The sequence below is a fragment of the Micromonospora musae genome, from assembly GCF_003626545.1.
Classification (GTDB): domain Bacteria; phylum Actinomycetota; class Actinomycetes; order Mycobacteriales; family Micromonosporaceae; genus Micromonospora; species Micromonospora musae.
Genome location: NZ_RAZS01000003.1, coordinates 438,046 through 450,706, shown reverse-complemented (window position 1 = coordinate 450,706; position 12,661 = coordinate 438,046). Strand labels below are relative to the sequence as shown.

11 protein-coding genes are annotated in these 12,661 nt (G+C 73.8%); 6 read left to right on the top strand and 5 right to left on the bottom strand.

All coding sequences use genetic code 11. From position 1 onward, the window contains the following. Positions 1-25 precede the first annotated feature (25 nt). Genes D7147_RS10165 through D7147_RS10150 form a run of 4 tightly spaced genes read left to right on the top strand, consistent with a single transcriptional unit; the run spans position 26 to position 5,554 of the window. Positions 26-1,195, top strand: a complete 1,170-nt coding sequence (locus D7147_RS10165; protein ID WP_120676064.1) for an ATP-grasp domain-containing protein — start codon at positions 26-28, stop codon at positions 1,193-1,195. Then, entirely contained in the window at positions 1,192-2,820 is a 1,629-nt protein-coding gene (locus D7147_RS10160; RefSeq protein ID WP_120676062.1) for an IucA/IucC family protein, read from the top strand. Before D7147_RS10165 ends, D7147_RS10160 begins: the two co-directional genes overlap by 4 nt. Beyond that, the gene (locus tag D7147_RS10155; RefSeq protein WP_120676060.1) at positions 2,817-4,412 is read left to right on the top strand and encodes an IucA/IucC family protein; all 1,596 of its coding nucleotides are present in this window, start codon (positions 2,817-2,819) and stop codon (positions 4,410-4,412) included. The genes D7147_RS10160 and D7147_RS10155 overlap by 4 nt, the downstream gene beginning before the upstream one ends. Further along, positions 4,409-5,554 (top strand): alanine racemase, encoded by a 1,146-nt coding sequence (locus tag D7147_RS10150; RefSeq protein ID WP_120676058.1) that lies wholly within the window; start codon positions 4,409-4,411, stop codon positions 5,552-5,554. The genes D7147_RS10155 and D7147_RS10150 overlap by 4 nt, the downstream gene beginning before the upstream one ends. Before the next feature lie 72 nt (positions 5,555-5,626). On the opposite strand, the gene D7147_RS10145 is transcribed toward D7147_RS10150, so the two are convergent. The 4 genes from D7147_RS10145 to D7147_RS10130 form a co-directional block, all read right to left on the bottom strand. Continuing rightward, positions 5,627-6,712, bottom strand: coding sequence for an alkene reductase (locus D7147_RS10145; protein ID WP_120676056.1), 1,086 nt, complete (start codon positions 6,710-6,712; stop codon positions 5,627-5,629). Between the two features lie 151 nt (positions 6,713-6,863). Beyond that, complete coding sequence (locus tag D7147_RS10140) at positions 6,864-7,820, bottom strand: NAD(P)/FAD-dependent oxidoreductase (protein WP_120676054.1); 957 nt, start codon at positions 7,818-7,820, stop codon at positions 6,864-6,866. Between the two features lie 146 nt (positions 7,821-7,966). Next, complete coding sequence (locus D7147_RS10135; protein WP_120676052.1) at positions 7,967-8,761, bottom strand: SDR family NAD(P)-dependent oxidoreductase; 795 nt, start codon at positions 8,759-8,761, stop codon at positions 7,967-7,969. Positions 8,762-8,787: 26 nt separating this feature from the next. Further along, on the bottom strand, positions 8,788-9,489 hold the full coding sequence (locus tag D7147_RS10130; protein ID WP_120676050.1) for a type 1 glutamine amidotransferase domain-containing protein: 702 nt from the start codon (positions 9,487-9,489) through the stop codon (positions 8,788-8,790). A 131-nt stretch (positions 9,490-9,620) separates the two neighbouring features. Between D7147_RS10130 and D7147_RS10125 the strand changes: the two genes are divergently transcribed. Both D7147_RS10125 and D7147_RS10120 read left to right on the top strand, forming a co-directional pair. Further along, positions 9,621-10,535, top strand: coding sequence for a LysR family transcriptional regulator (locus D7147_RS10125; protein WP_120676048.1), 915 nt, complete (start codon positions 9,621-9,623; stop codon positions 10,533-10,535). 64 nt (positions 10,536-10,599) lie between these two features. After that, positions 10,600-11,232, top strand: a complete 633-nt coding sequence (locus D7147_RS10120) for a CG0192-related protein (RefSeq protein WP_120676046.1) — start codon at positions 10,600-10,602, stop codon at positions 11,230-11,232. Between the two features lie 5 nt (positions 11,233-11,237). Here D7147_RS10120 and D7147_RS10115 read toward each other — a convergent pair whose 3' ends face one another. Further along, positions 11,238-12,614, bottom strand: coding sequence for an FAD-dependent oxidoreductase (locus D7147_RS10115; protein WP_120676045.1), 1,377 nt, complete (start codon positions 12,612-12,614; stop codon positions 11,238-11,240). Positions 12,615-12,661: the final 47 nt, after the last annotated feature.

Genomic DNA, 12,661 nt, shown 5'->3' with positions numbered 1-12,661 from the left:
GACTCGTTGCATCGACGGAGGCCGGATGCCGCTGTACCTCACCGCGTTGAACCCCACCGACGCGGTCCTGGACGGGTTCCTGCCCGCCGCCGCCCGGCTCGGGCTGCCGGTCACCGTGCTGACCGACCGTCCCGACCAGTGGCCCGCCGGGGTGCCGGTCGCGCGGTGCGCGGTCCGCGACCCGGCGGCCGTGGCCGCCGCAGCCACCCGAGCGCTAGCCCTGCTCTCCAACAGCGACCACCTCCAGGAGGCGACCGCGATTGCCGCGGGCACGCTCGGACTGCCCGGCAAGGATCCCCGATCCGCCCGGATCTGCAAGGACAAGGCCGCCGCCCGCCAGGTGATCGCCGACCGGGGGCTCGACGTGGTACGCACCGTGCCCGTCGACCCGGGCGCGCTGCCCGCGACACCCGACGACCTGTTCCCTGCGGTGGTGAAGCCCCGCGACGGGGTCGCCAGCGAGGACGTCTACCTGGTGGCGGAGCGCGACGAGCTGACCGCCCGGATCGCGGAGATCCGCAGCCGGCGGCCGGAGGTCGCGTTGGTCGTCGAGGAGTACCTCGACGGGGAGCTGCGCACCTACGACACCCTCGGCGACGCGACCGGGCGGGCGCTCCTCGGCGGATGGCGTACCGGCCTCGGCCCGCCGCCGACCTTCACCGAGCTGAGCCTCGACTGGTCGCCCCCGCCGGACACCGACCACGCGCAGCTCCGCACCCGGCTCGACGCGCTCGGCGTCGGCTTCGGCGCCTGCCACACCGAGTACGTCGTGCAGGACGGCCGGGTACGGCTGATCGAGGTGAACTACCGTCTGATCGGCGACCGGATGGACCTGATCCTCGCCGAGCTGCTCGGCGTGCCCTTGTTCGAACACGTCATCCGGCTGCACCTCGGTGAGCCCCTGAGCGCCCTCACCCTGCCGGACCCGGCCGCCGTCGACAGGTACGCCCGCGTCGAGTACGTCTGCGCCGACCGGTCGGGACGGCTCGCCGCCGCCCCCGGCCGCATCGACACCGTCCACGACGGTGTCCGGCTCGGCTGCCGGCCGCTGCGCGAGGTCGGCGGTGTCGCCGAACGCACCGGCACCAACCGCGACTACCTCGCGGTGCTGCACGGCATCGGCCCTGACCGGGACGCGGTCCGGGCCGCGCTGACCGCCTTCCGACGCGATCTACGGTGGACGATCGACGGATGACCGACGACAGCGAGCGGGAGGTCTTCTCCCGGGTGCTCGACGCGCTGCTGCGCGAGGACCATCTCGGCCTGACCAGCAACGGCAGGCCGCGGGGCGGGCAGTGGTGGGAGGCTCCGCACCGCGACGGGCTGCTCCGGATCCCGGTCCGCGCGGACGGCTTCCAACAGCTTCTCCGCAGCGCCGCTCCCGTGCTGCACGTCGAGCCCGCCAGCGGCGACGGGTACCGTGTGGACACCGTGGACGGGCTGCTCACCTTGTTGGCGCCGCAGGAAGACGCGGAGGCCGAGGCGGGCTGGGCGGTCTTCACCGACGAGTGCCGGGCGGACCTGCGGGCACGCCGGCTCGCCGCCCGCGCCCGGCCCCGGGTGTTCGCCTCGATCGCCGCCGAGCTGGCCGCCGCGCCCACGGGGATGCCGGCGGCGATGCTCGACGACGTGCTCGCCGCGTACGCCGGGCATCCGATCTACCCCACCGACCGCTGCCGGCACGGGCTCGGCGACGACGAGCTGCGCCGCTACGCGCCCGAACACGCGCACCGCTTCGCGCTGCGCTGGAGTCCCACCCCGGCGGCGGCGCTGCGGCTCACCGGTGAGCTTCCTGCCTGGTGGCCGCGCTCCCCGCACCCGGAGACGATCCTGGTGCCGGTCCATCCGCTCACCGCCGCCCGCAACGCACTGCCACTGGTCGACCCGCCGCCCGTGCATGTGCGGCCCACCCTCTCCATGCGGACCGTGGCGCTCGCGGACGATCCGTACACGCATCTGAAGCTGCCGCTGCCGACGGCGACCCTCGGCGCGCGCAACCGCCGGATGCTGCACCCGGACACCCTCGCCGACGGCGCCGCGATCGCTGGTCTGCTCGACCGGACCGCCGCCGCCGAACCGGCCTTCGCCGGCCGGATCCGGCACGCCGACGAGGGGACCTACGGGCGGGTCGGCGACGACGACCGGCGCAGCTTCCTGCTGCGCCGCTTCCCCCGCGACCTGGCCGACGTGCGGGTGGTCCCGGTCGCGGCGCTCGCCGCCCCGGACCCCGTCGCGGGCACCGTGCTCGAACGGGTCAGCCCGGGTGACCCCGAGGCGCTGCTCGCGTCCTATCTGGACCTGCTGCTCGACTGGCACGTCTGCCTGTGGCTACGGTACGGGGTGGCCCTCGAGGCGCACCCGCAGAACATCCACCTCCTGCTGCGCGGCGACGGGACGGTCGGTCTGCTCTACAAGGACAACGACGGGGCGCGGCTGGACCCCCGCCACCGCGGTCCCGACCGGCTGTCGCTGCGCGACGAACGGATGTGGGCACGTGATCCACAGGAGCTCGCCGACGTGTTCATCACCATCACGCTCCACCTGGCCGCGGCCGCGCCGCTGATCGCGCTCGCCGCCCGGGGGGTACGGGTCCCTACGCCGGCGCAGGCGTTGACGTCCCGGCTGGCCGCGGCCCGGGACCGGTGGGGCGACGCGACCACGTCGCGGATGTTCACCGAGCGGGTGTTGCGGGCCGCCCGGCTCCCGGTCAAGGCGATGGTCACCGCCGGCACCCTCCTGCCCAAGCAGCGCCTCGGCTGTGCCGACGTCAACAAGTACTACCGGCGGACCGGGCCGAACTACCTGCGGGAGACGCGATGACGGGCACCCGACTGTGCTCCCGGCGGCACCTCGACACCGACCGGCGGGCCGACCTCGCCGCCGCGCACGCCGTCTTCGGCTGCCTCCTGCGCGAGCTCGCGCTGCCCCACGGCGACGCGACCGCGACAGACGGCGAGGCGCGGCTGCGGCTGCGGCACCTCGACGTGACGCTGCGCTGCGCCGTCACGCGCCGCTCGCCGCTCGGCGCCCACCGGTACGCGGGTCCGGTGCAGCGGCAGGTCGGTGAGCAGCGGTGGGAGGACCTGGACCCGATCCAGTTGGCCGATCTCGTCGCGGCGGAACTGACCGCGCGCACCGGCCAGGTCAACGAGGAGTTCCTCGATCAGGTGCGGGCCAGCCGGGACGCGGTGGCACGGCTGCTGGCCGAGCGGCCGGCGCAGGACCCGACCCCGACCGGTGAAGCCGCCGTCGACAGCTACGTGGACTCCGAACAGTCGCTGGTCTTCGGCCACCCGCACCATCCCGCCCCGAAGTGGCGCAGCGGCGACCCGGAGACCTGGCGGTGCTACGCGCCGGAGCTGCGCACCGCGTTCCAGCTGCACTGGCTCGCGGTTCCGGACGAGCTGGTCGCCGACGCCGGCCCCGTCGACCCGCTCCTGGCGGCCCTCGATCCGCCCCGACCGCCGGCCGGGCACCGGGTGCTGCCCGTACACCCGTGGCAGCTGAGCCTGGTCCCTCCGCCCGCCCCGCTGCGCCGGCTCGGCGCGGCCGGCGTTCCGGTGCGACCCACGGCGAGCGTACGCACCCTCTACTCCCCCGCCGCCGACCTGTTCGTCAAGACCAGCCTGCACGTGCGCATCACCAACTGCCTGCGCAAGAACGCGCGGTACGAGCTCACCGGCGCGGTGGCCCTGACCGGCCTGCTGTCCCGGATACCGTTGCCGCCCGGCGTCGCCCTGCTCACCGAACCCGCCTACCGCACCGTCGACGGGCCGGGCGCGGACGAGGCGTACGGATCGATCCTGCGCACCGGGCTGCGCCCGCACCTGCGGTCCGGGGAGACCCCCGTGCTGGCGGCCGCGCTCGCCGCCGCACCGCTGACCCCGCCCGAGCCGGTGGCCTGGTGGCGGGCGTACGTCCGGCTGCTCGTCCCGGCGGTGCTGCGCTCGTGGCTCGCGCACGGCGTGGTGCACGAGGCGCACCTGCAGAACGTCGTCGTGCTGCTCGACCAGGGCCGCCGCCCGGTGCGGATGCTGCTGCGGGACCTGGAGGGCGTGAAGCTGGACACCGAACGGTGGACGGTCTGGCCGGACGGCGTTCCGCCGCAGGTCGGCTACGGCCCGCAGGCCGCCCGCCGACGGGTCGTCTACTGCCTCTTCGTCAACCACCTGGCGGGGATCTGCGGCGCGCTCGCCGACGGGCTGGCCGGGGTCGAGCCCCAGCTGTGGCGGGAGGTGCGGGCCGTCGTCGCGGCCGTCGCCGCCGATCTCGGCGATCCACCGGAGCTACGCGGGTTGCTGCGGGGAGAACCGTTGACCGCGAAGGCGAACCTGCTCGTCCGGTGGCGGCGCGACGCCGACCGGGCCGCCCCGTTCGTTCCGGTGCCGAACCCGTTCGGCGGGGCACGATGACCCGACCGGTCTACGTCCACGACCTCGACGCGCTGGCGGCGCACGTCCGGTCGCTGCGGGACGCGTTGCCGCACCGGGTCGAGCTGCTCTACGCGGTCAAGGCGAACCCGGAGCCGGACGTGTTGCGTACCCTGGCGCCGCTCGTCGACGGGTTTGAGACCGCCAGCCGTGGTGAGCTGCGCAGGCTGGCCGAGGTGCTGCCCGAGCGGCGGGCGGCGGCGTACGCGGGGCCGGGCAAGACGGACGAGGACCTCACCGCCGCTCTCGCGGCCGGGGTGCACCGCATCCACGTCGAGTCGCCGGCCGAGCTGCGACGGCTCGGCGCGCTGGCCGTGGCCGCGCGACGACCGGCGCGGGTGCTGCTGCGGGTCAACCTGCCCGTCGCGGCGCCCGGCGCGAGCCTGGTGATGGGCGGCCGACCCAGCCCGTTCGGCATGGATCCGGCCGACGCGGTCGAGTGCGCCCGCCGGCCGCCCGCCGGCGTCGAGGTGCGCGGGGTGCACGCCCACCTCGCCAGCGGGCTCGACGCCCCACTCGCCGGCGCGGTCGCCGCCGACGTGCTCCGCTGGTCGGTGACCGAGCTCGGCGCGACGGAGGTCGACGTCGGCGGCGGCATGGCGGTGGACTATCTGCGCCCGAGCAGCCGGTTCGACTGGGCCGGGTACGGGCGGACGCTGGCCGGTCTCCTCGACGCCCATCCGCGGGTGCGGCTGCGGATCGAGCCGGGCCGGTCGTTGACCGCCTACTGCGGGGCGTACCTGACCGAGGTGATCGACGTGAAGCGGTCGGAAGGCGTTTGGTTCGTGGTCGTGGCGGGCGGAACGCACCACCTGCGTACCCCGGCGGCGAAGGGACACCCGCAACCGTTCACCGTGCACCGCCGGCGCGGTGCGACCGGCCCTCGCACCGACGGTGGTCCGGTCACCGTCGTCGGGCAGCTCTGCACGCCGAAGGACGTGCTGTCCCGGTCCACCTCGGCGGGCGTGATCGGCGTCGGCGACGTGCTGTTCTTCGGCATGGCCGGCGCGTACGCCTGGAACATCAGCCACCGGGACTTCCTGCTGCACGAGCCACCCGAGTTCCGGACCGGCGATCCACGGGAACTCGCCGCCGAATGGTCGACCCGCCCGATCCACCCGTGATCCCCGTGTCCGCCGCAAGACCGGGCGGGCCCTGACTGGCCACGGCCACCGGGCCCGGCGCCGCCCCCGACCTCAGCCCGGCACCACCGCCCGGCAGGGCGGGTAGTCGGTGTAGCCGGCGGCCACTCCGCCGTAGAACGTCGACGGGTCCGGCTCGGTCTCGGGCAGGTCGTTGCGCCAGCGCTCGACGAGATCGGGGTTCGCGATCGCCGGCCGGCCGACGACCACCGCCTCGGCGACGTCGGCGGCGACCGTCGCCGCCGCCCGTTCCCGGGTGCTGGTGGTGGAGAAGCCGGTGTTCACGACGAGTGGCGCGCCGACGCGGGCACGCAGCCGCTGGACGAGCGCCGACGCCGGCTTGGGGTGCACGACGCTGAGGTAGGCGAGGCCGAGCGGCGCGAGCCCGTCGGCCAGCGCGTCGTACGTCTCGCGCAGGTCGGCGGGATCGGTCTCCAGGGCTCCCTGGATGTTGACCGCGGGCGAGAGCCGGATGCCGACCCGCGATCCGCCGATCTGCTGGGCCACCGCCGCGGCGACTTCGACCACGAAGCGTGCCCGCGCCTGCGGGCTGCCGCCGTACTCGTCGGTGCGGTGGTTCGCGCTGGGCGCGAGGAACTGGTGCAGCAGATACCCGTTCCCGGCGTGCAGCTCGACACCGTCGAGTCCGGCGTCGATCGCTCGCTGGGCCGCGGCCACGAACTCGTCGCGTACGACCGCCAGCTCGGCCGGCGAGAGCGCGTGTGGCGTGGGGTAGGCCCGTTTGCCGTGAGCGGTGTGCCCGTCCCCGCCGAGCGGTACGGCGCTGGGTGCGACGATCCGGTCCGTTCCGGTGACGTCGGGGTGGGAGACGCGTCCGGCGTGCATGAGTTGCAGGACGATCCGGCCGTCGTTGGCGTGGACCGCGTCGGCAACGTGTCTCCAGCCGTCGCGCTGCTGTGCGGTGACGATGCCCGGCTGGTGTGGATAGGCGCGTGACTCGGGGCTGGGATAGGTGCCCTCGGTGACGACGAGTCCGAACCCGGCCCGCTGGGCGTAGTACGTGGCCTGGAGGTCGGTCGGCACTCCCGCCGCGTCGGCGCGCAGCCGGGTCATCGGCGCCATGATCAGGCGATTCCTCAGGTTCAGGACGCCCAGGGTGGTTGGTGTGAACAGGTCCATGGTCGTTGCCTTTCGGTCAGAGATGCCCCTGCGGTGGATCCGCCGACCGGTCACCGGGCGAACGCAGCCTGGGTGCGATCTCTTCCAGGCCGTGGGCACCGGGTTTCCGGTGGCGGCGCGCCTCGGGGCGACAAGCTGCGGGGCGACGCGGCTACTCGGGTTCGGCCGGGGCCGGCGCGACGGCGCAGACGGCGCGGCGGATGTCGTCGAGGACCAGCGCGTGGTTGATCGCTCCGGCGGCGAGCGCGCCCGCGCCGATCGAGACGGCGACGTTCGCCATCGCGTTCACCACGTTTCCGGCCGCCCAGACGCCGTCGACGCTGGTCTGTCCGTTCTCGTCGACGGTCACGAACGAACCCCACGGGTGCTCCGTCCGCTCCGCCCCGAGCTGTCGCAATGGCTCGTCGCGGGGCACCAGGCGCGGAATGGTGAAGATCGCGTCCAGTTCGATGAGGCGGCCGTCGGCCATCTCCACGCCGGCGATCCGGTCGTTCCGGGAGACGACGCGCCGTACCGGGCCCTCCTCGACGTGGATGCCTCGGGCGTCGAACGCGTCTCGGGTCTCGCCGCCGGGTCCGCCGACGGCGTCCGCCAGGTAGCTGATCGATGGTGACCACTGTCGCAGCAGCTGCGCCTGGAACTCGCTGCCCGGACCGGTGGCGAGGATGCCGATCCGCTGGTCCCGAACCTCGTATCCGTCGCAGTAGGGGCAGACCGCGACGCCTCGGCCCCAGCGTTCGGCCAGGCCGTCGAGGTCGGGAAGCTCGTCGCGTGCTCCGGTCGTCACCAGGAGTTTGCGGGCGCGTACCACCTCACCGTCGGCGGTCTCGACGGCGAACCCGTCGCCGTCTCGACGCGTCCGCGTCGCCGTCGCGGTGATGATCCTGCCGCCGTAGGACTCGACCTCGCGCCGTCCGTCGGCCAGCAGGTCCGCCGGGGGCCGGCCGTCGTGGCCGAGGAGGCCGTGCATGTGCGCGGCGAATCTGTTTCGTGGCGCGGCGGCGTCGATGACGATTACGCGGCGACGGGCTCGGCCCAGCATCAGCGCGGCGCTCAGCCCCGCGCTCGCGCCGCCGATCACCGCCACATCCCAAGAGATCTCGTTCATGCGCCCCACGGTGCGTCAGCGCGGCGGCGATCGCAAACCGAGTTGCGGGATTAGCAAACCGGCCCGGGAGCTTGGACGTATCGGGCCCCCGGAAGGGCCTGATACGTCCAAGATCCCGCCCACCGGTGCGACCGGCGGCGGCCGGGTCAGAAGTTGACCAGCAGGTCGTGGGTCAACGCCCGCAGCCGCCGCCGGTAGGCCGGGTCATAGGCCTCCGCCGCAGCGCGCGCCTCCTCCCCGCTGTCGAAGTAGCGGCCGGTCACCCCCGCCAGCTCAACTCCGTCGACCAGGCGGCGCACGGCGGAGACCCCCTTCTCCAAGGTGTCGACGAACCCCATTCCGGAGCGCCTCGACATGCTCGTCGGCATGTACGCCGCCGGGTGGACGCTGTTCGCGGTGACACCACTGCCGGCGAGCTCGTCGGCGAGATCCAGGGTGTGGCAGATCAACGCGAGCTTGGAACGGCTGTAGGCAGCCGGCTCGTGGAAGTCGCGGGCGAACTGCGGATCGTCGAAGTCGATCGGCTGCTGGCCGATCGAGGCCACGTTCACCACCCGCCCCGCCGCGCTCCCGTGCAGCAGTGGGAGTAGTTCCCGGGTGAGCAGCACGGGTGCGAGGTAGTTGACGGCGAGGCGTAGTTCGTACCTGTCGCGGGAGAGGTGACGGGTCGTGCCGTCCACGTGGAAGCCGACACCGGCGTTGTTGACGAGGACGTCCAGCCGGCCATGCTCCCGCGTGACCTCCGCGGCGAGGCGCTTCACCTCGTCGAGCGCGGCGAAGTCGGCCCGCAGTGCAACGCCGCCGGTGGCCCGCGCGACCTCGGCGAGCCGGTCGGTGTCGCGTCCGTGCAGCAGGAGCTGGTGCCGGCCGTCGGCCGCGAGCTCTTCGGCCAGGGCACGACCCAGCCCGTCGGAGGCGCCGGTGATCAAGATCAGTGACATGTTCCGAGTCCTTCGGGTGCGACGGGTCAGGCCGGGCCGAGCCGGCCGAGCAGAGCGGTGGCCAGCTCGGCGGAGGAGCCGGGGTTCTGGCCGGTCAGGAGGTTGCGGTCGGTCACGACGTGCGACGACCACGCCGGGGCCTCGGTGAAGTGCGCGCCGAGCGCGACCAGCCGGTCCTGGAGCAGCCACTCGGCGCGGTCGGCGAACCCGGTCTGGGTCTCCTCGGTCCTGGTGAACCCGGTGAGCCGGTAGCCACGCAGCGGCGAGACACCGTCCGGACCCTCGGTCGCCAGCAGGGCCGCCACGCCGTGGCAGACCAGGGCCAGGGGCCGGCCGGAGTCCAGCGTCTCGGTGATCACCCGGGCGGACCGGGGGTCGCCGGAGAGATCCTCCATCGGGCCGTGTCCGCCGGGGTAGAAGACCGCGGCGTAGTCGGCGGGGTCGACGTCGGCCAGCGCCACCGGTCGGCGCAGGGCCCCCGCGCCGTCGAGCACCCCGGCGACCGCCTCGGCGCCCTGCGGGCCGCCGTTGAACTCGGGCGCCAGACTGACCCGGTCGACGGTCGGGACCACCCCACCCGGCGTGGCGACGGTCACCTCGTGCCCGGCCTCGGTGAGCGCGCGGTACGGGGCGGCGAACTCCTCGGCCCAGAAGCCGGTGGGATGCTCTTCACCGTCGGCCAGCGTCCAGTGGTCGGCGCCCGTCATGACGAACAAGATCTTTGCCACTTCAACTCGCTCCGTCTGCTCGTTCCGGGCCCAGAACCCGGAGACCTTGTCGGCGCGCGCGGGTGATCGCGCCTGTTCACGGGCCCGACGGTAGGCCGGTGTGCGCTCAGCCAACCAATAGGATTACCGGTGTGGTACCCAAGAATTCCGATGGTTCGAGGCAGCTGGACCTCACCCAGCTGCGCACCTTCCTGACCGTCTACCGGGCCGGTTCCCTCACCGAGGCCGCCCGCCGTCTCGGGCTCGCGCAGCCCACCGTGACGGGCCAGATCCGTGCGCTCGAACAGCAACTGGACCGCCAGCTGTTCGAACGGCTACCCCGCGGGGTCGTCCCGACCGCCGTCGCCGCCGACCTGGCCGCCCGGATCTCGGCCCCGCTGGACGAACTGGCCATGGTGGCCGACCGGGACGCGGCGGCACCCACCGAGCCGGTGCACCTGGGTGGCCCCGCCGAGATGCTGGCCATCCGGATCCTGCCGGTCCTCGCGCCGCTCGTCGCCGACGGCGTACGACTGCGGGTCACCCCGGGACTCGCCGACGACCTGCTCGACGGCCTGCGCGCCGGGCGTTTCGACCTCGTGCTCTCCGCGATCCGGCCGCGCGGGCGCTCCGTGCTGGCGGCCGCGCTGATGGACGAGGAGTTCGTGCTGGTCGGCGCGCCGGCGTGGCGGGCACGTGTCGGCCCCCTCGGCCCGGACGACGCCGCCGCCCTCGACGGCGTACCACTGATCAGCTACGCGGAGGACGTGCCGATCCTGCGCCGCTACTGGCGTCACGTGTTCCGCCAGCGGCTGACCACGCAACCCGCCCTCGTGGTGCCCGACCTGCGCGCCGTGCTGGCCGCGGCGGTGGCGGGCGCGGGCGTCACGGTGGTGCCGCGCTACCTCTGCGCCGACGAGCTGGCAACGGGCGCCCTGGTCGCCCTGCTCGAACCGGAGGACCCGCCCATCAACACCGGATTCATCGCCCAGCGCGCGAACACCACACTCCGCCCGGAGGTGACCCGGGTCCGCGACGCGATCCGGCAGGCCGCCCGGGAGTGGTGAGCGCGGCACGCGCCGCCCTGCCCGGGGCGGCACCCGCCGCGCGGGCCTCCCTATGATCCGGCACATGGCATTGCTGCACCGGGCGGAAGTACGCCCCACGAAGCTCGAACTCCTGGCCGCCTGGCTGCCCGACCGCCCCTGGTTCGAGGGGGACCCGGGCGCCGAGGTGGAGCGGGTCGCCGCGTACCGCTTCGACGATCCGGCGGGCGAGGTCGGGATCGAGACCCTGCTGGTACGCGCCGGAGCCGGGCCGGTCCACCAGGTGCCGCTGACCTACCGCGGCGCGCCGCTGGACGGGGCTCAGCAGTGGCTCGTCGGCACCTGTGAGCACTCGGTCCTCGGGCGACGCTGGGTCTACGACGCCTGCGGCGACCCGGTCTACGCCGCGGCCCTCGCCACGGCCGTGCTGACCGGAGCGGGTCAGGTGCAGGAGTACTTCGAGGTGGACGGTGTGCGCGAGGTACGGGCACCGAGCATGACGATCGCCGTGGCGGGTCCCCGGACGGCCGTCGTACCCGAGGTCAACCCGGTCCTGCGGGTGGAGGAGGGCGACCCGAGCCGGATCGTCGGTGAAGCGGTCGAGCTGGCGGTGCTCCGGCGCGTCGGGGAGCACCTCGACCTGCCCGGCAGCCGGCTGACCGGATCGTGGGAGGGACAGTCCACGGCGCTGCCGTTGGCGTACGTCTCGCCGCGCTGACCTGCTCAGCGAGCCCGTCGGTTGGCCCGCAGGGCACCCAGGATCACGCCCGGGGTGACCAGCGAGTTCGGGTGCTCCCGCATGGAGACGACCTTGTTGAATCGCCGGGCGACCGCCACGTCCGTGACGGTTGCCGCGACGATCTGCCCGCTGACCCAGCTACGGAGCCGGTAGGCGCGCGGATAGGGGCCGTGGACGTGCGGCAGCGCGAGATCGGCGGAGGTCGACGTCGACCAGGCGGCGTCGACCACCACCTCCTGCAGGGCGAAGAACTCCCGCGCGGGTTCGCTGAGGTCGGGCTTCGACCGCAGGTACGTCGACAGGCAGGCGGCGTGCAGGGTGGCGGCGGTGATGCCCTGCCCGTACACCGGGTTGAACGACGCCACGGCGTCGCCGACGCTGACGAGCCGGGCGGGGAAGCGCGTCAACGCGCGGAAGTCACGCCGCCGGCTGTCGGCGTGGTGGTACGTCTGGACGTCGCCGAGCAGCTCGTTCCCGGCGACCGCGCCGAACTCCGGCGGGAACTGTTCACGCATCCGGCGGACGAAGTCCTCGGCGGTGCGTCCCGGGCGGTTGTCCCCGTAGCCGGCCATCATGGCCATCCACCGGTCGCCCTCCACGGCGAAGTACGCGGCGCCCGCCACGTCCGAGGAGACGCGGGGGCTGTGCAGGGCCAGGACGAGAGCGGGCTCCGGGTTCGCCTCGCGTCGCCGGAACATCGCCGTCGCGTAGTTCAGGTTGACCGTCATCCGTCGGGTGGCGGGCCGCTCCCAGCCCGCCTGCGCCAGCCAGTCGGAGAGCCGGCTCGCACGTCCCATGGCGTCCACGACGAGGTCGGCGTTCTCGATGCCGGGCACGCCGTCGACGTCCACCTGGACTCCGGTGGCCGCGGCGGCGTCGAAGACGAGGCCCGTGGCCCGGGCGGCCACCGTCTTGACGTTGGGTAGCTGGAGTACCCGCCGTCGGATCAGCCCCTCCAGGAACGGCCGGGTGCCGGCCAGGCTGTCCGCGTCGTCGGGTACGACGACCTTCATGCGGCCGTCGAGGTAGTTGCGCCTGCTCGCCGGCGGCGCCTCGATCGCGCCCCGCTGCACGGCCTCGTCGCGGAAACCCGGGAACAGCTGTTCGAGCTGGAGGAATCCGCCGGGCAGCAGCGCGTGCAGCTGGGTCCCCTGCGGCACGCCGGGTCGCGCGCCGGTCGCGTGCAGGTCGTCGCGGTCGATGATGACGACGCTCTCCGCGAAGTCCGACAACACCCGCGCGGCCAACAGACCGGCGACGCTGCCACCGACCACGACGGCCGTACCCATGACCGGACGTGCCTGATCCGGTGGCCGTACCGCGTTCAGCTCGGCGAAGATCCGGGCCGGCGAGGATGCCATCGTGTTCCTCCAGGGATGCGAAAGCGCTGCTCACTGCATCCTGCCAG

Bases quoted from the DNA above. Each gene is read 5' to 3' on its own strand.
- D7147_RS10155 (WP_120676060.1), top strand. From the start codon at position 2,817: ATGACGGGCACCCGACTGTGCTCCCGGCGGCACCTCGACACCGACCGG.
- D7147_RS10120 (WP_120676046.1), top strand. From the start codon at position 10,600: ATGGCATTGCTGCACCGGGCGGAAGTACGCCCCACGAAGCTCGAACTC.
- D7147_RS10160 (WP_120676062.1), top strand. From the start codon at position 1,192: ATGACCGACGACAGCGAGCGGGAGGTCTTCTCCCGGGTGCTCGACGCG.
- D7147_RS10115 (WP_120676045.1), bottom strand. From the start codon at position 12,614: ATGGCATCCTCGCCGGCCCGGATCTTCGCCGAGCTGAACGCGGTACGG.
- D7147_RS10150 (WP_120676058.1), top strand. From the start codon at position 4,409: ATGACCCGACCGGTCTACGTCCACGACCTCGACGCGCTGGCGGCGCAC.
- D7147_RS10140 (WP_120676054.1), bottom strand. From the start codon at position 7,820: ATGAACGAGATCTCTTGGGATGTGGCGGTGATCGGCGGCGCGAGCGCG.
- D7147_RS10135 (WP_120676052.1), bottom strand. From the start codon at position 8,761: ATGTCACTGATCTTGATCACCGGCGCCTCCGACGGGCTGGGTCGTGCC.
- D7147_RS10165 (WP_120676064.1), top strand. From the start codon at position 26: ATGCCGCTGTACCTCACCGCGTTGAACCCCACCGACGCGGTCCTGGAC.
- D7147_RS10145 (WP_120676056.1), bottom strand. From the start codon at position 6,712: ATGGACCTGTTCACACCAACCACCCTGGGCGTCCTGAACCTGAGGAAT.